This is a genomic window from Actinomadura craniellae (assembly GCF_003289645.1).
Classification (GTDB): Bacteria; Actinomycetota; Actinomycetes; order Streptosporangiales; family Streptosporangiaceae; genus Actinomadura_D; species Actinomadura_D craniellae.
The window spans coordinates 137517-158077 of the sequence record NZ_QLYX01000002.1 but is presented as its reverse complement, the minus strand read 5'-3'; the positions used below and the strand labels follow the sequence as shown (position 1 = coordinate 158077).

The 20561-nt window shown below is 76.6% G+C and carries 14 protein-coding genes and 1 pseudogene; all 15 read right to left on the bottom strand.

All coding sequences use genetic code 11. The features are described 5' to 3' along the window. Positions 1–20 precede the first annotated feature (20 nt). Positions 21–824, bottom strand: coding sequence for an SAM-dependent methyltransferase (locus tag DPM19_RS04330; protein ID WP_111863496.1), 804 nt, complete (start codon positions 822–824; stop codon positions 21–23). Between the two features lie 3 nt (positions 825–827). After that, a complete protein-coding gene (locus tag DPM19_RS04325) occupies positions 828–2267 on the bottom strand; it encodes a purine-cytosine permease family protein (protein ID WP_111863495.1) in 1440 nt (479 codons plus the stop codon). A 12-nt stretch (positions 2268–2279) separates the two neighbouring features. Further along, a complete protein-coding gene (locus DPM19_RS04320; RefSeq protein ID WP_111863494.1) occupies positions 2280–4061 on the bottom strand; it encodes a tryptophan halogenase family protein in 1782 nt (593 codons plus the stop codon). A 12-nt stretch (positions 4062–4073) separates the two neighbouring features. Further along, positions 4074–5489, bottom strand: coding sequence for a cation:proton antiporter domain-containing protein (locus DPM19_RS04315; RefSeq protein WP_111863493.1), 1416 nt, complete (start codon positions 5487–5489; stop codon positions 4074–4076). Further along, positions 5486–6088 carry an NADPH-dependent FMN reductase gene (locus tag DPM19_RS04310; RefSeq protein WP_111863492.1) on the bottom strand — a complete coding sequence of 201 codons (603 nt, stop codon included), beginning with the start codon at positions 6086–6088 and terminating at the stop codon, positions 5486–5488. The genes DPM19_RS04315 and DPM19_RS04310 overlap by 4 nt, the downstream gene beginning before the upstream one ends. A 31-nt stretch (positions 6089–6119) precedes the next feature. Beyond that, a complete protein-coding gene (locus DPM19_RS04305; RefSeq protein ID WP_111863491.1) occupies positions 6120–6854 on the bottom strand; it encodes a VOC family protein in 735 nt (244 codons plus the stop codon). Continuing rightward, positions 6851–7972, bottom strand: a complete 1122-nt coding sequence (locus DPM19_RS04300; protein ID WP_111863896.1) for an NAD(P)/FAD-dependent oxidoreductase — start codon at positions 7970–7972, stop codon at positions 6851–6853. The genes DPM19_RS04305 and DPM19_RS04300 overlap by 4 nt, the downstream gene beginning before the upstream one ends. Continuing rightward, positions 7959–9023, bottom strand: coding sequence for a hypothetical protein (locus DPM19_RS04295; protein ID WP_146778738.1), 1065 nt, complete (start codon positions 9021–9023; stop codon positions 7959–7961). Before DPM19_RS04295 ends, DPM19_RS04300 begins: the two co-directional genes overlap by 14 nt. Continuing rightward, complete coding sequence (locus DPM19_RS04290) at positions 9016–10266, bottom strand: metallopeptidase TldD-related protein (protein ID WP_111863489.1); 1251 nt, start codon at positions 10264–10266, stop codon at positions 9016–9018. Before DPM19_RS04290 ends, DPM19_RS04295 begins: the two co-directional genes overlap by 8 nt. Continuing rightward, complete coding sequence (locus DPM19_RS04285; RefSeq protein ID WP_111863488.1) at positions 10263–12458, bottom strand: lantibiotic dehydratase; 2196 nt, start codon at positions 12456–12458, stop codon at positions 10263–10265. Before DPM19_RS04285 ends, DPM19_RS04290 begins: the two co-directional genes overlap by 4 nt. Then, entirely contained in the window at positions 12455–13864 is a 1410-nt protein-coding gene (locus DPM19_RS04280) for a hypothetical protein (RefSeq protein WP_111863487.1), read from the bottom strand. Before DPM19_RS04280 ends, DPM19_RS04285 begins: the two co-directional genes overlap by 4 nt. Further along, positions 13861–16212, bottom strand: a complete 2352-nt coding sequence (locus DPM19_RS04275) for a lantibiotic dehydratase (RefSeq protein WP_111863486.1) — start codon at positions 16210–16212, stop codon at positions 13861–13863. Before DPM19_RS04275 ends, DPM19_RS04280 begins: the two co-directional genes overlap by 4 nt. Then, positions 16212–18632: a lantibiotic dehydratase gene (locus DPM19_RS04270; protein WP_111863485.1), complete on the bottom strand. Its 2421-nt coding sequence runs from the start codon at positions 18630–18632 to the stop codon at positions 16212–16214. Before DPM19_RS04270 ends, DPM19_RS04275 begins: the two co-directional genes overlap by 1 nt. Next, positions 18629–20440 carry a tetratricopeptide repeat protein gene (locus DPM19_RS04265; protein WP_199484846.1) on the bottom strand — a complete coding sequence of 604 codons (1812 nt, stop codon included), beginning with the start codon at positions 20438–20440 and terminating at the stop codon, positions 18629–18631. Before DPM19_RS04265 ends, DPM19_RS04270 begins: the two co-directional genes overlap by 4 nt. Beyond that, positions 20437–20544 (bottom strand): annotated as a pseudogene (locus tag DPM19_RS36070) (ammosamide/lymphostin RiPP family protein); the annotation flags it as partial. The pseudogene DPM19_RS36070 and the gene DPM19_RS04265, both read right to left, overlap by 4 nt. Positions 20545–20561: the final 17 nt, after the last annotated feature.

Below are 20561 nucleotides of genomic sequence, written 5' to 3'. Positions count from 1 at the left end.
CGTGTCTGCCTTGTGTCTGCCTATGCCTTGATGCCGACGCCGGCCGCGCCATGGACCTGTTCGAGGTGCCGGAGGGCCTCCGCGGAGCCGTCGGGACGCCACTGCGGCAGGTGCACCAGCCCCGGCTCGACCAGGCCGAACCCCTCGAACATACGCCGGACCTGCTCGGTGGGGCGGTAACGGATCGGGTTCTCGCTGCGGGCGTAGAGGTCGGTGATCGCGGACGCCTGCTCGGTCAGCCCCTCGGCGGTCGCGTGCGACAGGACCAGGTGGCTGCCGACCGCGATCCGGTCGCGGTAGGCCGCGACCACCCCGGCGGGGTCGTCTTCGTCCGGGACGAACTGGAGGACGGACAGCAGCAGCACCGCGACCGGCCGTTCCAGGTCGAGCAGGCCGTGCAGCTCCGGGGCGCCCATGACGCGCTCGACCTCCCGGAGGTCGGCGTGGAGCACGGTGGTCTGGGGGTCGTCGCGGAGCAGTTCGCGGGCGTGGGCGACTGCGACCTCGTCGCTGTCCACGTAGACGACGCGCGCGTCCGGGCGGATGTCCCGGGCGACCTCGTGCACCGGCCCGGAGGTCGGGATGCCGGAGCCGAGGTCGAGGAACTGGTCGATCCCGGTCGCTGCGCAGAAGGTCACCGCCCGGCGGAGGAAGGCCCGGTTCGCCCGCATGATCGCAGGGGTCTTGGGCAGCAGGGAGATCACCTGCTCGGCCAGTTCCCGGTCGGCGGGGAAGTGGTGCGTGCCGCCCAGGTAGTAGTCGTAGACGCGGGCCGCGCTGGCCCGGCCGGTGTCGATGCCCTCGGGTATCCAGTTCTGTTCCACTGTTCAGTCCCCTCCAGTTCGGGTGCCGCCGGAGACCGCCGGGTCGGCGGGGCCGAAGGTGCCGCTGACCGCCGGCCGGGCCGGGGACCCGGCCAGCCGCCAGTACAGGAGCGCCGGCACGGCCAGGCCGACGCACCAGGCGATGTCGGCGCCGCCCAGCGCCGGGACGAGGAGACCGGGCGGGATCCCCTCGACGTTGAGGAACGGGATCTGCACGGCGATGCCCGCCGCGTACGCCATCAGCGCGGCCGGGCGGACTCGCCCGAAGGCACCGCCGGCGTCGTAGAGCGCGGCCGGATCGTGCCGCCGGCCACGGACGACGTAGAAGTCGACCAGGTTGATCGCGCTCCACGGGGTCATCAGGCAGAGCAGCAGCCCCAGGAACACCGTCAGGTTCCGCAGGAAGTCGCCCTGCCCCAGCAGGGCCAGCACGCCGCCCGTGCCGGCGATCAGCAGAATGTAGCCCGCCCGGGCGCCCCGGGTGAGCGCGCCGTCCCGGCGGGCCGGGGAGAACGCGGTGAACACCGTCGCCGCCGAGAGATGCCCGCCGTAGGTGCCGAGCACGTTCATCACGAGCTTGCCCGCCGCCACCGAGACCAGCAGCGGGACGGTGAGCCACGCACCGCCCAGCCCCACCAGATGGTCCACCTCGTCGCCGCGGAAGGCCGCCCCCGCCCGGGCGTGGACGAGGATGCCGAAGATCATCCCCCAGCAGGCGCCCACCACGGAGCCGGCGTAGGTGAACCAGAACGTGGCGTGCCCCGACACCCCCGAGGGCAGGTACCGGGAGGTGTCGGCCACCAGCGGGCCGAAGCTCAGCTGCCACGACACCCCGATCGCCGCGGCCAGCAGGAACGCCGGCAGGTCCGCCCGGCCGGGCGCGGAGAGGACGTCCGCGTCCAGCGCGCCGACCAGCCGGACCGACAGGTAGGCGAACACCAGCACCGACAGCAGGGACACCCACCGCCCGTACCGGTGGATGAAGCGGTACCCGAGCAGGGTGAACGCGACGGTGACGGCCGCGTACACCACGATGCTCGCGTTCTGCGGCAGCGGTGTCAGGGCGCTCAGCGCCTGCCCGCCCAGCACCGTCCCGGTCGCGAAGAAGCCCACGTACATCACCAGGACGGCGAGCAGCGGCACCACCGCGCCGTACACCCCGAACTGGGCCCGGCTCTGGATCATCTGCGGCACCCCGAGCCGGGGGCCCTGGACGGCGTGCAGCGCCATCGGCACGCCGCCGACCAGGTTGCCCACCAGCACCGCGGCGATCGCCGGCACCGGTGCCAGCCCCATGCCCACGACGGCGGCACCGGTGACCGCGGCGGTGATCGTCATGTTGGCGGAGAACCACAGCGTGAACAGGCTGCCCGGACCGCCGTGCCGCTCGGCCTCCGGGACCGGCTCCAGGGAGCGGCGCTCGATCGCCCACCGGTCGTCCATGTCGCCCGCCGCCTAGCCGTGCACCGGCTCCGCCGCGGGCCGGGCCGGTACCGGTTCGGAGACCACCAGCCGGTCCACCCCGCTGCGGACGACCCAGCTGTCGGGGTCCTCCAGCAACTCCTCGTGCAGTTCGGCGACCGTGTGGTAGGCGTGCAGCGAGTCCCGCACCGGCAGGGCCCGGCGGACCATGATGTCCGCGGCGTCCTTGCGGGCCTGCCACAGCTCGACGGGTTCGGTCATCGGCAGCAGCCGGGCCGGGACGTTCTGGCCGAGCAGGATGCAGTCGACGCCCTCCAGCCCGTAGAAGGTCGGCGCGGTGGCTTCCAGGAACCCCCGGGTGATGGGGTCGCGGAAGCGCAGCGGCGCGCCCGCGGCGAAGACGTCCAGCAGCGGCCGGAGCCCGGACACGTCGGCGTTCTCGCGCGCGTCCCGCCAGAACGGGGTGTCCAGCCGGTCGTTGAACTTGTAGTGCAGCGACAGGAACCAGCGGATCGCGTCCCACTTCTGGGCCAGTGCGGCGTTGACCACCTCGCGCCCGGTGGGGTCGGCCCAGGAGGCGGGCAGCGAGCCGACGAGCGCCAGCACGCCCAGAGTGATCATCATCAGGCCGCTGGACTCCAGCGGCTCCACGAACGCGTAGGAGTTCCCGATGCCGAAGACGTTGCCGCGCCACGCCTCGTCGCGCCGGCCCACCCGGAACCGCACCTGGCGCGGGGGGCCGATGCCGGGGAACTTCCGGGCGAGTTCGGCGGCGGCCTCCTCGTCGGACAGGTGGGCGGAGGAGTAGACGTAGCCGAGGTGGTCGCTCTCGGGCGTCGGGATGGTCCAGCACCACCCGGCGTCCATGGTCGTCGCCCGGGTGTACGGCTTGAGGTGGTCGCCGTGCCCGAGGTTCCCGGTCACCGCCGAGTCGGTGAAGAGGCTGTCGGCGTAGCTGCGGAACGGGACGTCCAGGGTCTTGCCGAGCAGGAACGACCGGAAACCGCTGCAGTCCACGTACATGTCGAACCGCAGCTCGCGGCCGTCGTCGGTGCGCAGGCTCTCCACCCGGTCCGGCCCGCTCAGCACGGCCTCCTGGAGCCGGGCCTCCACGTGCTGCACGCCCCGGGCCAGGGCGAGCTCGGTGAGGAACCGCACGAAACGCTCGTTGTCGAGGTGGTAGGCGAACGGCAGCCGCTTCATCAGGGACAGGTGCCGCCCGTCGTCGAGCCGGTACACCGGGGCCCGGTCGGCCATCATCAGCAGCGACTGGAGGGTGAAGGCGTTGATGTCGCCGCGGGTGGCCAGCGAGCCGAGCATGCCCACCGAGTTGGAGTTCCAGTCGAACGGGGCCATGAACCCCGCGGGGTTGGCGCCCCAGTCGAAGCGGATGCCCAGCTTCCAGGTGGGCCGCACCTGCTCGTAGAGGTGCCGTGGGTCGATGCCCAGGTAGTGGTGCAGGAAGGGCACCATCGAGGGCACCGTGGCCTCGCCCACCCCGATGATCGGGAGGCCCTTGCTCTCGACCAGGGTCACCTCCAGCCACGGCCGCTTGGCGCGCAGCGCCAGCGCGGTGAGGTACCCGGCGGTGCCGCCGCCGATGACGCCGACCGTGCGGATGGCCTGCGGGTCGTCGGCGCGGGGGCGGGGCAGGTCGCCGCCCGCGGGACGGTGACCGTGCTCGTGGTCGCCGTGCAGGGAGGCGAAGTCCAGCGGCGCGGCGGCGCCGCCCAGCCAGGAGCGCAGCGCGGACGCCTCGGCGTCGGTGAGCCCGTCGAGGAAGGCGCGTGTCTTGTCGTCGGTTCCAGCGGCCATGAGGACGGCTCCTTATCGGTGGGTGTCCGAAACGAGGGCGGGAGCGGAGGGCGGTACCGGCGGGAGATCGGGCGGGTCGGGGGCGCGCTCCTCGGCACCCCGGGCGCCCCGGACGATCGGCGCCGCCATCGCGGTGGAGACCAGCGCCATGACCACCAGGATCGTGAACAGCTCGGGGCCGATCACGCCCAGGTCCAGGCCGATGTTGAGCACCACGATTTCGGTGAGCCCCCGGCAGTTCATGAGCGCGCCGATCCGCAGCGACTCGCGCGGGCTCACCCCGAGCCCGCGGGCCGCGACGGACGCGCCACCGAGCTTGCCGGCGACCGCGACGAGCAGGATCAGCGCGCACCAGCCCCACAGCACGGGGTCCGTCCCGAGCAGGGACAGGTCGGTGCGCAGACCGCTGTAGGCGAAGAACAGCGGGAGGAGGAGCACCATGGTCACCCCGCCGGCCAGTTCGCGCACCCGCCGGGCGAGCGCCGTGTCCGCGGGGAGGGCCAGGCCGAGCAGGAAGGCGCCGAAGATCGCGTGCACGCCGATCCAGTCCGTGCACGCCGCGGCCAGGAGCACGCCGCCCAGCACCACGGGCGCGGCAGGTTCGGCGTCACCGAACCGGCGCGCCAGCGGCCGCACCCCGTAAAGGACCGCGGCGGCGAAGCCCGCGCTCAGCGCGATCGTGGTCAGGACGCCGGCCGCCCCGCCGGCGGCGACCAGGGCGATCACCACGGCGAGCAGGCACCAGGCGGTCAGGTCGTCCACCAGGGCGCAGGTGAGCGCCAGCGTGCCGAGGCGGGAGCGGTGCAGGCCGGCGTCCATCAGGATGCGGGCCATGACGGGCAGCGCGGTGACGCTCATCGCCACGCCCATGAACAGCGCGAACGGCATCGACGCGACCCCGGGCGGCGCGAACCGGGAGTGGACGGCCAGCGCCACGGCCACCCCCAGCAGCAGGGGCACGGCGATGCTGACATGGCTCACCACGAGGGCCAGCCGGCGCCGGCCGCGCAGCGAGCGCAGGTCGATCTCCAGCCCGGCCAGGAAGACGAACAGGATCACCCCGAGCTGGGCGAGCACGCCCAGGTGCGACAGCACCGGGTCCGGCAGCAGCCACGCCGTCCCGCCCGGCCAGAGGGCGCCCAGCACCGAGGGTCCCAGCAGGATCCCGGTGGCGATCTCGCCGAGGACCGGCGGCTGCCCCAGCGCCCCCGCCACCGCCCCCGCCAGCCTGCACACGGCGACGATGAGGGCCGCGGCGACCAGCAGCCTGACCAGGACGTGCTCACCGCCCGCCCCGCCCGCCGGAGTGACCGGGGCGGTGGCGTCGGTGCCGGTCGCCAGGAGGAGGGTGGTCAGGGCGAGCGGGACCACGACGAGCCCGCCGTACACCAGCGGCGTGCGGACCCGCTCCCTGCCGGGACCTGTCATGCGGTCGCGCCGACGGGCCGGGCCGACCGCTCCCGCCGGCGCGCGCTGACCTTCGCCATCCCGAGTACCTGGCCGAGCATGGTGGCCATCTGCGCGTGGACGACGGGGTCGGCGGGGCCGCCCTCGGAGTCGAGCGAGGCCCGGGCGCCGGCCAGCGCCACGCCCAGCGGTGTCGGCCAGCCCCGCAGGGCGTGCCCGATGGTACGCAGGGTGGTGAGGGTGGAGCCGGCGCCCTGCTCGCTCAGCGCGACCGACACGCAGCCGATGACGCGCCCGTCCAGGTAGGGCCGGGTGTCGCGGGCCAGCTCGTTGACGTAGTCCAGCGCGTTCTTCAGCAGCCCGGAGACGGTGCCGTGGTACGCGGGCGACACCAGGATCACCCCGTCGGAGTCGGCGAGCGCGTCCAGGAAGGCGGTCTCCCGCTCGGTGCGCTCGGCGCCGTCCGGCCGGTAGAACGGGAAGTCCAGGTCCGCGCCGCAGAACACCGAGGTGGTGGCGCCGCGGGCGGCGCACTGACCGGCGCACCATCGCGCGATCCGGTTGGTTCGCGAATCCTGGCTGAGCGAGCCGCTCAGCAAAACCAACTGCGGCGCGGTCATGGCCGCTCCCTTCTCTGGGTGGGTCCTGTCGTCATGGCGTCCCGTCTCCCGGGCCGCCCGGCACCCGCAACTCCACGGGTCCCGCGTCCGTCCGCACGGTGGCGGCGATGATCGCCTCGCCGGTGCCGTGCACCACCGTCACCGGCGGCTCCGGGACACCGAGCCAGGAGTCCAGGTCGTTCCGCGCGGTGCGCACCGCGAGCCGGTCGATCGAGACCGGACGGCACCGGTGCCCCGCGGCGGCGATGTCGCCGGCGACCCTGGCCCGCCGGGCGGCCCAGTTGCCGTACTCCAGGAAGAACGGGTGCGACGGCGTGGCCCAGGACGCCGCGAAGGCCGCCTCCGCCCAGGGCACGCGCTGCCCGTCCGCACGCACCGACTCGCCGCGGAGCATCTCGGGGTCCTGCCCGGTGAGCCGCTGCACCCGGTCGGCCGCCGCGGCGATGTCCTCGACGAGCACCGCCCAGTTCAGGAACACCGGCCCCGCGGCGGTGCGGTCGAGGAAGAGCCGGCCGAAATCGGTGGCGGCCAGCTGCCGCTCGTCGCCCGGGACCAGCAGTTCCAGGTACTGGACGTCGGCCGAGTCGAAGGGCACGACCCAGCTCGCGGTGCCGTCGGGGTTGGGGCTCCCGTCGGTGACGCCGAAGCCGTACTCCTCCCACAGCAGGTCGCGCAGCGGGGCGATCGAGCGAGCGCCGAGGATCACGTGGTCGATGCGCGGCGTGCCGCTCTGCCGGGTCGGATGCCCGGTGGGGGACGCTCTCACGACGCCGGGCTCCCTTCCATCACGACGGTCGGGCACATCGAGATCGGCAGGGACTCCCACGCGTCGTGCAGCATCCCGGCGACGAACCCCTCGGCGGTGTGCCGCGCCGAGAGCAGGCCGTGGCCCGCGTGCCCGGCGCACAGGTAGACGCGCCGGCGGCCGGGCACCCGCCCGGTCAGGGGGTGGCCGGTACGGGTCGCCGGGCGCAGCCCGGCCCGCAGCCCGGCCGGTTCGGCCCCGGCCAGGGACGGCATCGCGGCGCAGGCGAACGTCAGCAGCCGGGCGATCCCGGCCGCGGTGCACCGGTCGTCGAAGCCCGCGTCCTCCTCGGTGGCCCCGACCACGGTCGTGCCGTCGAGCCCGGGGGCCAGGTAGAACGCCGAGGACAGGATGGCTCCGGGCTGCTCGGCCCCGGTCAGGACGGCGAGCTGCCCCCGCTGGGGGAACACCGGCAGCCCGGCGGCCAGCCCGTCACCGCCGGCCCAGGCCCCGGCGGTGATCACGACCCGGTCGGCGCGGACCCGGCCGTCGCCGGTGCTCAGCTCGACCGTGCCACCTGAGCCGCCCGAGCCGTCCGCGCTGCCCCCCTCCTCGACCGACAGGACCGTGACGCCCTGCCGCCAGGTGACCCCCGCCCGCAGGCACGCCTCGCGGACGGCGGCCAGGTAGCGCCGCCCGTCGACCATCAGGCCGGTGTCGTCGTGCAGGAGCCGGCGGCCGGCCGGGAGCTTCAGCCCGGCCGCCGCGGCACCGGCCTCGGCGGCGTCGATCCACCGGACGGTCTCCGCCGCCTCGACATGCGGGGCGAGCACCTCGGCGTCCGCCGGGCGCAGTGCCCGCAGGATCGGTCGGGCGACACTGAACGTCCCGAACTCCGGTTCCAGCCGGGCGATGTCGGCGTCCAGCCGGCCCCGGCCGGCCTGGAGCCACCGGTAGAACTCGGTGTCCTGCGCGTAGCGCAGGGAGGGCACGGCGACTCCGGCCGCGCGCGGGGTGGCGTGCCCGGGCTCGGATCCGGCGTCGAACACGACCACCGACAGGCCGCGGCGCGCCAGCTCCTCCGCGAGGCACGCGCCGACGATCCCGCCGCCGACCAGAGCGACGTCATGGGCTTTCAACCGCACCACTACCTCTCTCTCGCAGCCCGCGCGCCCCGGGGAGCAGCAGGCTCGGACTTTCCAGTTCGTCCTCGCTGAACGTGCGCGTCCGCGGCCCGGCGACCCCGCGGGCGGCCTGCAGCAGCCGCAGCGGCCGGGCCCGCAGCACCGCCGGGAACCACCGGTCGGCGACCCGGGCCAGGCAGGTCAGCCGCAGCACCCCGCCCGGGTCGTAGCGCTGCACGCCCTCGACGCACCAGGCGAGCTCCACGGCGGGCTCCGGTACGGGCAGGGGCGGGCCGTCGAGTTCCAGCCGGGTCACGGGGGCCGGGCCGAGCGCCCGCCGGTCGTGGTCCCACACCGCCCGGCCGGAGGGCGTCCCGGGCGGGGTGAGCCGCCCGGCGTCGAGGAGCGCCGCGGTCGTCACCGGCGCCCCCGCGTCGTCGAGCCCGCCGGACGGGTGGGCGACCGGCACGTCGTGCAGCGAGAGGTCATGGAAGGCCCGGCGCCCGGCCATCCGTTCCCGCATCGCGCGCCCGGACCGGGACGCCAGGGCCAGCCGTGCCGCGCCGACCGCCATGGCCGCCACCGGCGGGGCCAGCACGATCGGCAGGTCCGTCCAGCCGGCCGGCGGGGTGCCCGGCCGGGTGGCGGGCGGGCCCTCCAGGGCGGGGAGCGCGTCCGGGTCGCCGGTGGCGGAACCGATCAGCACCGGCCCCGCGGCCGTCTCGATCCGGGCGACGACGTGGGCGCGCCAGGCCGTCTCGCCCGCGGGGCCCTCGACCCGGCAGCGCACCGTGGCCAGGACGCTCTGCAGCGGGGCCGCGCCCAGGGCGTCCAGGGTGCTGCCGACGAGCCGGCCGGCGGCGCGGTCCGCGGTCTCGGCGGCCGGCGGGGCCGTTCCGCCGGGTCCGCCGAGCCGGCGTGACGCGCGCACCCGCCCTCCGGGGTCGCGGTCGAGCGCCACGGCGTCGGTCCACCGGCTCACCCGCCGGCCGGTGCCGAGCGGGACACCGAGGCCGTACGCGGTGACCGCGACCGTGCCGGAGGCGGGAGCCGCCGCGTCAGCCATCCCGGTCACCGCCCGTCACTTCCACCGTGACGAGATCGCGCGGCAGCAGCAGGCCGCCGTTGGCGAACGAGACGACGAGGGGGAACTGGCCGAGCTTCCCGCAGCCCCGGCTGGCCCGGAAGTACTCCGCCTGGTCGCCGACGGCGGGCCGGAGCCCCGCCAGCACCCGCGGGGCGTGCCCGCGCAGGTCGAACGCGGGCAGCCGGCCCACGGGACCGGCCGCATCGTGCAGCACCGGGGCGCCGACGCTGAACACGAAGTGCCCGGTGGCGATGTTCATCGCCTCGATCCGCAGCCCGAACGGCACGATGAACGGGCCGTCGGGCGTCTCGGCCGGGGTGCCCGGGGCGGTGCGGGCGCGGGTGTGCGTCATCCGCGGGATCGCGGGATGGCGGTAGTCGAGCCGCCGGCCGTGCCCGGAGGGGGGCCGGCCGAGCAGGGCCGCGGTGGCGCGGTCGCTCATCGGCTCCCCGACGACCCCCCGGTCGATGAGCGTCACCTCGCGGGTCGGGGTCCCCTCGTCGTCGATCGCCGCGCGGTAGCCGTGCCGGGCGCCGACCGCCCCATCGGTGATCGTCAGCCAGTCCGGGGCCACCGCCCGGCCCGCCAGGCCGCCCAGGTAGCTGGTTCCGCTGGCCAGCACGTCGGCCTCCATGGGATGGCCGACCAGCTCGTGGAAGAAGGCGCCGGCCCGGCCGGGCGGCAGCACCAGGTCGCCGCCGGGCGGCAGGTCCACCGGGGGCAGCGCGGCGCGGGCCAGCGCCCGCGCGCAGGCGGCCTCGGCCGCGGCCACGCCGCCCGCCCGCCAGGGCACGACCTCGGGACCGGCCCCGGGCAGGGAGACCTCCAGCGTGGCCGCCAGCCGCCGGTCGGCGGTGACGCCGTCCGGCCCGCCGGCCAGGACCTGCTGGTGGTAGCAGGCCCAGCCGAGCCCGGCGCCCGTGGCGCGGGCCAGGTCGCGCAGCGCGCGGTCGTCCTCCTCGCCGAGTTCGAAGGCCGGGCCCGCCTGCACCGCGCGGGCCTGCTCGACCACGGCGGCCGGCAGCGGGACGGGCGGATCGCGCAGCAGGTCGTCGCCGTCGGCGAAGCGGTGCCGCACGTCCCCGGGCCCCTCGTGCAGGTCGACGCAGGCGCCCAGGGTCCGGGTCGTCTCGACCTCGACCGTGCCGTCGGGCCGGTAGCCACGGTGCTGGCGGCGGGTGTGCTCCGCGAACAGCCGGATCCCGGGCGCGCCGCCGGTCATCGGGCGTCCCGTCCCACGACCTGCATGCGCAGCTCGCAGGTGTAGCGGCGGCCGCGGTCGTCGCGCAGCCACAGTTCACCGGGACCGGGGGACATGGCCTCGGCCACCAGCGTGCCCGCCTCCTTGGCGATGTGCGCGACCAGGTCCGCCGCGAGCGGGGAGGCGAGGTCGAGCAGGTAGGGCTTGCGCTCCCGGCCGCTGCGGCAGAAGACGAACCGGACGCCCGCGCGCCGGGCCAGCCGCCGCAGCTCCAGGAACCGGGCCTCCGGCCGGCGGGCGGTCAGCCGGGCCGGATCGACCGCCCAGCGCGGCCGCTGCACCGCGACGCCGTCCACCGAGACCTCCGGCACGGCGCCGTCGCCGGTGAAGGAGGGGTGCATCACCTGCGGGTGCGACAGCGCGGCGTACGGCGGGTACTTCACGAAGTCGCTGAGCGGCACGTAGCCGGACACGTCGCGGCCCGCGGGATCCCGCATCCGCAGGCCGCCGGGCACCCGCCGCACGACGACGTCCTCGGGCCGGAGCAGGTCCGCCCGGCCGTGGTCGGTCCAGGAGGGGCGGCGGAGCGCCACCCGGCGGCCGGGGAACAGGTAGTAGCCCTTGTTGCGGCGGCCGAAGTCGAGACCGACCAGCCGGCCGCCCTGCTCGGCGACCCAGGCCGCGGCCTCGGCGCCGAAGGCGCCCGGATCGGGGTGCATCCCGGCCAGCCAGCCCTGCACCAGCAGGTGGTGGTGGACGCGGGCGACGACCAGACCGGCCCCGGCGAGCCCGGACGCGTCCGCGGCCCGCGGGCACAGGTCGATCACCGCGTAGCGGTCGCCGGCCAGCGCGCCGGCGGCGGCGCGCAGCCGGGCCGTCTCGGCGGCGTGCGCCGGCGCCGGGTAGACCGGCGCGTGGTCGGCCTGGAAGGCCGAGCCGCCGGTGGCGTCGAAGGCCGCGCCGGTGCGGGCGGCGTACTCCCGCAGGGTGAGGTCCCCGGTGTCGCCGAGCGCGGCCAGGACGCGGTCGGCGGCGGCGCGCTGGGCGGTGTGCCCGTGCGCGACGCACATCTCCAGCACCGGGGCCAGCCGTCGCTCCCACGCCGCCAGCAGGTCGTCGCCGACCTCCAGGGCGAACCGCGAGGAGCACTCCTCGAAGAACACGGCCCGGTCCGCGTAGGTCGCCCCGGCGCCGCGGCGCGCCGGGGCGCCCGTGGCCTCGGTGAACGCCGCCTCCAGCGCGTCCACCAGGCGCGGGCGGTCGGGCCACGGGGCGGCTTCGAGGGCGGCGCGCAGCCCTTCCAGCCGGTCCACGTGCCCGAGCCAGGCGTCCCGGTCGGGCGTGGCCGGCAGCTCTTCGAGCTGGCGGCGGAGGGTGTGCAGCGGTTCGAGGTCGTAGGGCCCGCCGCCGAGGCGCACGTCGACCAGCCCCTCCGCGAGGAGCGCCCGCAACCGCTCCGCCAGCCGCCGGGCGGGGATCCCGGTGGCGCGGGCGAGGGTGCGGAAGCGGGCGCCCTCGCCGCCGAGCCGGTCGAGCACGGGGTCCCCGGCCGGCCCGCCGCCCGTCGCGCAGAACGTCAGGTCGGGCAGCAGCCGGGGGGAGCGGGCGATCGTCCGGCACAGCTCGCGGGCGGCCCAGCCCGAGAAGAAGACGCGGCGGACGGGGTGCAGGTCGGTGCGCAGCACGGCGCCCCCGCCGGGCCGGGCGGCCCCGTAGGCCATCGGGCCGAAGAAGCTGACCGTCTCGTTCTTGGCGCAGAACCGCTGGACGTAGGTGTACATCTGGCGGCGGGCGCGGCGCCAGCGCGCGTTCAGCGCCGTGCCGCGGGCGAGGAACGGTTCGAGCATGTTGCGGTGCGCGTCGGGGTTGGAGAGGTAGACGGCCTCGCGCACCTCCTCCCGGTCGAGGACGAGGTGGAGCGCTTCGGTGGCCGAGACGTCGGCCTTCTCGTAGGCGTGGCGGTAGTGGTCGACGGCCGCCCGCCAGGTGGCGACTGCCTCCCGGTGCGCCTGCGAGCGGGCGGCGGGCAGCCGCTCGGGGGCGCACTCCAGCACGGCCTCCGCCGCCGCGGCCGGCAGCGCCGCCTCGAGGTCGATGACCTCGTCGGCGAGGCGGAGCAGTTCCTCCGGTGCGCCGAGGCCCTCCAGCCAGTCGAAGGGCATCCCGGCGTGCCGCACCACGAAGACGCGGCCCAGCCGCCAGCGGCGGGTCATGCCGCACCTCGCAGCACCCCGGCGCTGGTCAGCCGGTCCACCAGCGCCGCGCGGCGGTCGGCGCGCAGCCCGGCGAGGGCGTCGCCGCCGCCCGCCGACAGCCGTTCCAGCAGGGATGCGAGCCGGGGGGCGAGCCGCATGACCGTCCCGGTGCGCAGGCTGACCAGGAACGTCCCCGGCCCGCGGCCGTCGGGATCGGCGTCCCGGACCGGCACCACCGTGGCCGAGGGGTCCCAGTACGTGTCTCCGCCGCCCGGATCCGGGCGCAGGGCGGCTCCGGCGAGCCGGCCCGGATACAGGTCCGCCGCGGCCGCGAGTTCCGCCGGCACCGTCACCGGCACCGCCACCGGCGCGGCGGCCGCGGACCGGGCCCAGCGCGGCAGGTCGTGGTCGTCGGCGGGCCGGTCCGCCACCGGCCAGCGGTGCGCGCCGGCCGGGACCCGGAACGGCCGCAGCCCGGCGAGCCGCACCCTGCCCGCCGGTTCGCGCAGCCGGGCGAGGGCGGTTTCCGGTTCCGCTCCCGGCGCGCCGACCAGCAGGTCGGCGGCCACCGGCACCTCCGCCGGGAGCCGGTCGAGGGCCGGCCGCAGGTCCGCGGTCTCGCCGGTCGCGCCCGTGACCGCGGCCCAGGAGGGCAACCGGGCGATCGTCACGGTCAGCGACCGGCAGCGCTCCAGGCTCGCCGCGGGGAGAGCCGCCACGGCGGCGGCGTCGAGCCAGCCCGCCCAGGGACCGTTCCGGGGGACGTCGCCGGGTTCGGTCGCCCAGCGGGGCGCGGGGCCGGGCCCGGCCCACTCCGCGCGGACCTCCCTGGGCGGTTGCTCGCCGGTGAACCGGCAGCCGCGCAGCTCCGGGATCCGGACCAGCGCCGCGTGGTGCTCGACGGCGAACCGGCCGCACATCGTCACGTGCTCCGGGCCCACCCCGAGCGCGATCGCGAACGCGCCGGGCAGCTGCTGGTCGGTGTCGAGGACGATCCGCAGCGTGCCGCCGTCCGTGAGCGCAGCACGGGCGCGGTCCACCTCGGCGGCGAACAGGTCGGTGCGCGCGACGGCGCGCAGGACGTCGCGGCTGCGCTGGGTGGTGCCCCCGACCAGTTCCACGTCGTCGACGGCCAGGTTGACCGCGGGGTCGTCGGCGGTGGCCAGGCGCAGCCCCATCCCGAGCGCGCGCAGCCGGGCCCGGTCCGGACGGCCCGCCCGGAGCACGGCCGCCGCGGCGCGGGCGAACAGCGCGTGCAGGGCGCGGTCGCCGGTGGCGCCGGCCGTGTCGAGCCCGCCGGCCAGGGCGTCGAGCCGGTCCGGTGCGGCCAGCCGGTGGACGAGGTGGTCGTTGAGGTCCAGGACGGGCGTGTCCGAGACGACGCGCAGGGTCGGGTCGGTGAGCGGTGGGAGGACGAGCATCATGACCTTTCCGCCGTTTCCGCCGGTCGCAGGTACACGCAGCGCAGTTCCGCCGCGAAACGCAGGTCGCCGTCGCGCAGCCAGAGCCCGTCCGGGTCGGGCAGGACCTCCGACAGGTCCAGCTCCGCGGCGCCGGCCGCCAGCCGCGCGAGGCCGTCGAGCAGCACCGGGCTCGCGGTGTCGACGTAGATCGGTTTGCGCTCGGCGGCGGACTTGGCGAAGAACCGCCGGGGCAGGCCGACCAGGTTCCGGAACCGGGCCATGGCCGCCAGCCGCTCGCCGTCGTCGGCGACCGGCGCGGGCAGCGCGTCGACCGTGACGGTCCACCGGCGGCGCAGCAGCACCACGTTGCCCAGCCTGATCCGGGGCAGCCGCGCCGCCCGGGGCGGCCGGGGCCGGCGGATCCGCGGCAGCGCGAGCGCGGTGTGGAATCCGGTGTCGAGCTCGCCGTTGTGGAACATCAGCGGTTCGGGCACGCCGGCGGCCCGCAACTCGGCCCGTTCGCCGTCGCTGTCGACGTACAGCTCGTCGAGCGCGACCCGGGCGGCGGTGCCACCGCTGGTGCCGCCCAGTTCGAGCACGAGGCCGGGGAACTCCAGCGGCGGCAGCCCGGTGGTGCGGCGGCCGACCACGGAGAGCGCCCGCGTCCCGCCGAGCGCCGCGCGGACGGCCGCGTCGCGCTCGGCCAGGCGGGCGGCCCCCTCGGGGTGGAACTGGAGCGCCCACGGGGTCAGCAGCGCCGCGTCGTGGATGTCGCCCAGCACCAGCGGCGTCTCGCCGGAGCGGTAGCGGGCGAGGTCGTCGGTGCCCGCCATGACGTCGACCGAGCACAGCACCGGCGCGGCCGGCGGCGGGGCGGCCGCCCGGCCGGCCAGGTCCACCTCGGCGGCGTCCGGCCCGGCTTCGGCGAGGGCCGCGCCGATCAGCTCCGCCAGCCATCCGCTGTGCCGGATCGGCAGGTCGGCGCTCCGCCGCATGGCGGTGACCAGGGGGAAACGCCCCCGGCCCAGGTGCCCGGCGAGGGCCCGGTTGGTCGCCAGCCGGGTCAGCTCCGCGTCGTGGGCCAGCAGGTCGAGCACGGAGCCGACCGCTCCGCGCAGGTCGCGGGCGAGGTCGCCGCCCACCGTCACCCGCAGCGTCCCGACCGCCGCCTCGTGCACGATGACCCGGTCGTTGTAGAAGCGCGACCCGGTTCCGCGCGCGGCGTCCCCGGCCCCCGGCTCGCGCGGCCCGGTCGCCGCGGCGTCCCAGCCGGCGGCCAGCGCGGCGACGCGCCCCTGCAACTCCACCTTCCGTTCCGGCGGCGCGCCGGGGTGGGCGTCGAGCAGGGCGATGAGCTCGTCCAGGGAGCCGGTGAGCTCTTCGGCGCCGGGGAACGGCTCGGCGGCCAGGCGCTCCCGGACCCAGCCGAGCGGGTCGGTCGTCGTCGCGGGCGGGCACAGCCGGTGGGTCAGCAGGCCGCGCCGCATCGCCGTGGCGGTGGCGGCGGCGACCTGCCGGACCGGCACGTCCAGCAGCGCGGCGATCTCGGTGACGTCGCGCCGCCCGTCGGCCCGGCCCACCACGTCCGGCACCAGCGGATCGCCGCCGGCGGGCACCGGCCCGGCCCAGGTCTTGCGCCGCGGGACCAGCCGCCCGGCCGCCGCCGGATGGGCGAGGAGCGCGGCCTGGAGGGCGTCGCCGACCCGGGCCGCGGTGAAGGCGCGCCGCTCCGGGCAGTTCCGGTGGCCCGACCACTCCATCCGCGCGGGGCCGGTCAGGTCCGGCTCCACCCGCCCGTAGTTGATGGGCCCGAAGAAGCTCATCGTCTCGCACTTGGCACAGAACCGCTGGGCGTAGGCCGCGATCTGGCGCCGTATCCGTGCCCCCCGGGCGCCCCGGCGCAGGTCGCGGAAGGCGGCCGGGGACGAGCAGGCCACCGCGTCGAGGAAGCGTTCGTCGGCGGCCAGCCGTCGCAACGCCTCCTGGACGGACCCGGCGTCGCGCTCCACCGCGGCCGTGACCTCCTTGCGCAGCCCCTCGATCCGGCCGGTGAGCGCGTTCCAGCGGGCGAGCGCGACCGGGTCGACGGGCGCGTCCTCGGGCAGCGGCCGCAGGTTCCGCAGCCGGGCCCGGGCGCCCCGGGTGAGCCGCCCGCCGAACGGTGTGACCGCCACGACGGCCGCCGCCGCGCGCTCCAGGCGCACGAGTTCGGCGAGGGCCTCCGCGCTCTCGGTGAACGCCAGCCCGTCCAGCACCTGCCAGGGAAAGCCCGTGCTGCGGACCACGAGGGTGGGCAGCAGGGACCAGTCCGTCCCGCCGGGCTCGGCGACCGGTCGCCCGGCGGGACGGGGTCTCGTCAGCTCGTCCATCACGGCACCCTCCGCAGCGCGAGCCGGAACTCCGAGGTGGTCGGTCCGCCCCGGCGGTGCAGCCACAGCGCGTCCGGCGCGGGCCGCATCTCGACCAGTTCGACGGCGCCCCCGGCCCGGCCGGCCAGCGCGGCGAGCGTCTCCACGGCGACCGGGACGCCCAGGTCCACGCAGATGGGCTTCGGCTCGCCGGGGACGTGGGCGAAGACGTGCCGCGGCACCCCGTGCCGGGCCCGGACCTCCTGCGCCGCGCGGAAGGTCTCGGCGGCCGGGGGCGAGCCGGGCGGGGCCAGCTCGGCCGCGTCGATCCGCCAGCGGGCGCGCTGCACCAGGACGTCTCCCACCACGATGCGGGGGACGACGAGGGACACGGAGCCGCCGGCCCGGACGGGCGGCAGCACCGCGGCGGGCGCGGCGAAGGCGCGCAGGTGCGGGTGGTCGTCCTCGCCGGCGTAGAGCACCAGGTCACCGTCCGGCCCGGACAGCCGGGGCGTCCCGTCGACCAGCCGCACCACCAGGTCGGTGATCGGCGACGTCCGGCGGCGGTCCCGGGCGGCGACCGCCGTGACCTCCACGAACCGGCCCGGGAACCACTCGGCGACGAGCCCCTTGTGCCGCCGCCGCCGCACCACGGTGGCCAGCCGCGCGGCGCCGCCCCACGGTGACAGGTCGGCGGTGAACGCCGCCCGCAACCGGTCGGGGTCGTCGCTGAACAGGCCCTGGGAACCCCAGGCGAACACGTAGGGGTGCAGCTCGCCGAGGACCAGCAGGTCCGGCCCGCCGGGCCGGCGCTCCAGCATCAGGTCGGGGCTGGCGAAGCACGGTTCGCCGGTGTCGGGAACGAGCCGCCGCAGTTCCTCGGGGTCCAGCGTGGCCTGCACGCCGTCGCGGCGCCGCTCCACCAGCTCCGCCAGTTCGCCGGCCAGCTCCTGCGCCGGGCCGGCGAACCGGGCCAGCTGCTCGGGGTCCTGCATCCGGGGGATCAGCGCGTCGTAGGGCAGCCGGTCCGTTCCGGCCTCCCGCAGGACCGCGGCGCACAGGTCCAGGCACGCCTGCCGGCGCAGGGCGCCGTAGTGCCCCGCCAGGTCGAGGACGGGGCCGAGCTGCTGCTCCCACCGCCCGGCGACGTCACCGCCGACGAGCACGGGGGTCTGGTCCCCCCGGGTGTCGAGGGAGACGACCGTCCGGTCGGCGTACATCTGCCCGCCGGCCCGCCGGGGTTCGGTGTCGGTGAGCTCGACGAACGCCCGCTCGACCCGTTCGAGCGCGGCCAGCCGCCGGTCCGCGCCGTCGGCGTCCGCGTATCCGGCGGCGAGGTCCCGCAGGTCCCGCAGCCGGTCGGGCCATTCGGTGCCGGCGGCCAGCGCCCGGGCGTCCTCGATCAGCACGTCGAGGGGGCGGGGGGCGGTCGAGGGCGGCTCGGGCCAGGTGCGGACGGCCCCCGCCCGGGCGAGCCGGGCGAGTAGCCGCCGGGCGGCCGCCGGGTCGAGCCCGGCCGCCTCGGCCAGCTCGGGTGTCCCGCGGACCCCGTCGATCGCGCCGGCCAGCCGGCGATGGGCGCCGGCCAGGGGGATCCGCCGGCCCGCGGGGAGGACGAGGCCGGCCGGCTCCAGGCGGCAGGCGGGGACCAGGGTGACCGGAACCCGGTCGGTCACGCGGTGGTCGGCGGCCATGGCCCGCGCCAGCGCGCTCACCGCCCAGAACGCGACGAACGCCTCGGCCGCGGTGAACCCGGCGTCGGTCTCGGCCCCGAACCCGATGCCCGTGGCGCCCGGCTCGACCCGGCCGTGCACCAGCGGGCCGAAGAAACTCGTCGTCTCGTTCTTGGCCGCGAGCCGCTGGCAGTACAGGTACGCGCGCCGGGCGAAGCCGCGCTCCTTGGCGGTCGAGGCCCCGGCCCGCTCCGGGCGGGCCAGCCAGCGCCGGGTGTGGGCGAAGAACGAGGGCGCGAGCTGGACGAGGGCGTCCTGGACTCGGGGCTCCGCCAGGACGCCGGCCAGCCGGGCCCCGCGGGCGGACGACTCGGCCTCGACGGCGGACCGGAGCCGTTCGAACGCGGCGTGCTCCGCGTCGAGCGCCGCCGCGTAGCCCGCGACCGGGCCGGCCAGCTCGCCGTGCCGGGCGGCGTCACCCGCCGGGCGGCGCCGCCCCACACGGCTGCGCAGGCCGGACAGGGCCCGCAGCGCGTTCCGGTCGCCCTCGGCCGAGGCGCGGGCCACGGCCTTGGGAATCTCCTCCTGCAGCAGGCGGGAACGCTGCTCCTCCCGCTCGTGGAGCCGCCGCTGATGCTCCGCGGCCGCCTGGAGCACCTCCGGGTCGGCGAGGCGTTCCAGCAGGCCGGTGTCGAACCCGGCCCGGCGCAGGAGGAGCGGGGGGTACAGGCGCCATCGGGGGGCGTCCCCGCTTCGCGGCGCGCTCATCCGTCGAAATTGATCAGGTCGAACGGGCGGTTGAGCTTGGTGTGCGGCCAGGGCAGCAGGGCGTCCGGGGCGCCGGCCGAGCCGGCCAGGTCGGCGGCCGCGCGCGGGCGGCTGAGGCTCAGCCCGGCGAGCCGGGCCACCGCCCCCTCGTCGGCGGGACCGCCCCGCGCGACACCGAGCCCGGCCAGCGCCAGGCTCGACCGGTAGGGGTCGCCGAGCCGCTGGGCAGCGGCGCGGGCGCGGGTGAAGTGCTCGGCGGCCTGCTCCCGCCGTTTCTCCGCGAGCAGCAGCGTTCCGGTCTCCAGCCGGATCTCGGTCTCGTGGAAGTCGTCGTCGAACTCCGCCGCGCACGCCAGCGAGCGGGCCAGGTCGTCGATCGCCTCCTCACGGTCGCCGATCAGCAGCTTCAGCCCGGCCGCCCGGTAGGCGTGGTGCTTGAGGAACGCGGTGTCGGAGGAGCCGGCGGCTTCGGTGAACTTGTTCCAGGTGCGGATGGCCTGCTCGGGCTTGCCCGCCTTCTCCTGCAGCACGCTCAGGTTGGAGAAGAGGTTGACCCGCAGGTGGATCGAGCTGGCGTCGTCGAGGCCCTCGATGCATCCCAGGGCCTGCTTCTCGTGCTCGAAGGCGCTGCGGAGCTTGCGCCGGGAGAAGTACGCCAGGGCCTGGAGGTTGTGCAGCCAGCCCCGCTCCCGGCGCACGCTGTCGGGTTCGCCGGCCCGCTCCCGCACCGCGGCGAAGCCTTCGGCGAGTTCGGCCGTGGCCTCGTCGACCCGGCGGAGCCGCTTGGCGAGGGTGAGGGCGCTGTAGAGGTGGGACTGGGCGCGGCTCTCCGGTGACAGCCCTGCCGCGTCCTCCCCGTCGTCCCGCATCCGCCGGAAGTGGCCGAGCGCCTCCTCCTGGAGACCGCGGAAGGTCGCCTGGACGCCGAGGACCTTGTGGAAGAAGGCGCGCACGTCGGCCGTGGTGCGCACGATCGCCGGCTCGAACTCGATGGCGTCGGCCTGCCCGACGGGCGCCTCGGCGGCCGCCACGAGCTCGGCCACCCGGCTGTCCGGCAGCCCGTCGATGAGGGAGAGGCCGGTGGCGGCGACGGCCGCCATGCCCTCCCAGTTGGCGGAGAAGAAGGCCAGCCGCGTGTAGACGAGGGCGGCGGCGAGCCGGTCCACGACGTCGGCGTCCCCGGCCGTCGCGACGGCGAAGTGGCGGCCCTCGCCGGTCGCGGGAATGGAGGGGACGGCGGGGGCGGCGCGCGTGACGACGGCGAGGCCGGCGGCGGAGACGTCCAGGCCCATCCGGGTCAGGCAGCGCGCGCGTTCCGCGCGCAGGTCCGCGACCGGGGACAGCGGGGCGCGCACGGTCGCCGGGTCGGCCAGGACGAGCCGTGCGCCGTCGAGGAGCCGGGCGTGCTCGACCGCGCGCATGAAGCCGCGCAGCGACGCCAGGTCGGTCTCCCCGACGCCCCGGATCACCACCGGCCGGCCCAGCTCCACCGCGCCGTGGCAGAGGGCGGCGGCGCCGGCCGCCAGCACCCGGAACACCTGTTCGGACTCCCGGTGCAGCCGCCGCTCCGAGGGTGCCAGCGCGATCTCCGCCAGCGGGGGTGCGTCGCAGGGCTCGGCGGGGAACAGCTCGCGCCACTCCGGGCCGCCCCGCTGGGGCACGTCGGTGAACGTCGCGCCGGCCGCGCGCAGGCCGGCGAGCGCGGCGCGCAGCCCCGCGAAGGATTCCGCGGGGCCGCGGCCGGCGTCGACCTCGACCGTCGGCCCGGTGGGGACGGCGCGCAGGTCGTGCTCAGAGGAGACGGTCATCGGCTTGCTTCGGCCCAGGCCAGCGCGAGCGGGGCGATCTTGTTCTCGACCTCTTCGAGGTCGAAGTCGATGTCGTCCAGCTCGTCCAGGTCCTCGACGTCGTCCGCCAGCGCGTCCGTGG

Excerpts from the sequence above, each read along its gene's own strand:
- DPM19_RS04325 (WP_111863495.1), bottom strand. The coding sequence starts at position 2,267 with ATGGACGACCGGTGGGCGATCGAGCGCCGCTCCCTGGAGCCGGTCCCG.
- DPM19_RS04320 (WP_111863494.1), bottom strand. The coding sequence starts at position 4,061 with ATGGCCGCTGGAACCGACGACAAGACACGCGCCTTCCTCGACGGGCTC.
- DPM19_RS04315 (WP_111863493.1), bottom strand. The coding sequence starts at position 5,489 with ATGACAGGTCCCGGCAGGGAGCGGGTCCGCACGCCGCTGGTGTACGGC.
- DPM19_RS04310 (WP_111863492.1), bottom strand. The coding sequence starts at position 6,088 with ATGACCGCGCCGCAGTTGGTTTTGCTGAGCGGCTCGCTCAGCCAGGAT.
- DPM19_RS04295 (WP_146778738.1), bottom strand. The coding sequence starts at position 9,023 with ATGGCTGACGCGGCGGCTCCCGCCTCCGGCACGGTCGCGGTCACCGCG.
- DPM19_RS04290 (WP_111863489.1), bottom strand. The coding sequence starts at position 10,266 with ATGACCGGCGGCGCGCCCGGGATCCGGCTGTTCGCGGAGCACACCCGC.
- DPM19_RS04285 (WP_111863488.1), bottom strand. The coding sequence starts at position 12,458 with ATGACCCGCCGCTGGCGGCTGGGCCGCGTCTTCGTGGTGCGGCACGCC.
- DPM19_RS04280 (WP_111863487.1), bottom strand. The coding sequence starts at position 13,864 with ATGATGCTCGTCCTCCCACCGCTCACCGACCCGACCCTGCGCGTCGTC.
- DPM19_RS04275 (WP_111863486.1), bottom strand. The coding sequence starts at position 16,212 with ATGGACGAGCTGACGAGACCCCGTCCCGCCGGGCGACCGGTCGCCGAG.
- DPM19_RS04270 (WP_111863485.1), bottom strand. The coding sequence starts at position 18,632 with ATGAGCGCGCCGCGAAGCGGGGACGCCCCCCGATGGCGCCTGTACCCC.
- DPM19_RS04265 (WP_199484846.1), bottom strand. The coding sequence starts at position 20,440 with ATGACCGTCTCCTCTGAGCACGACCTGCGCGCCGTCCCCACCGGGCCG.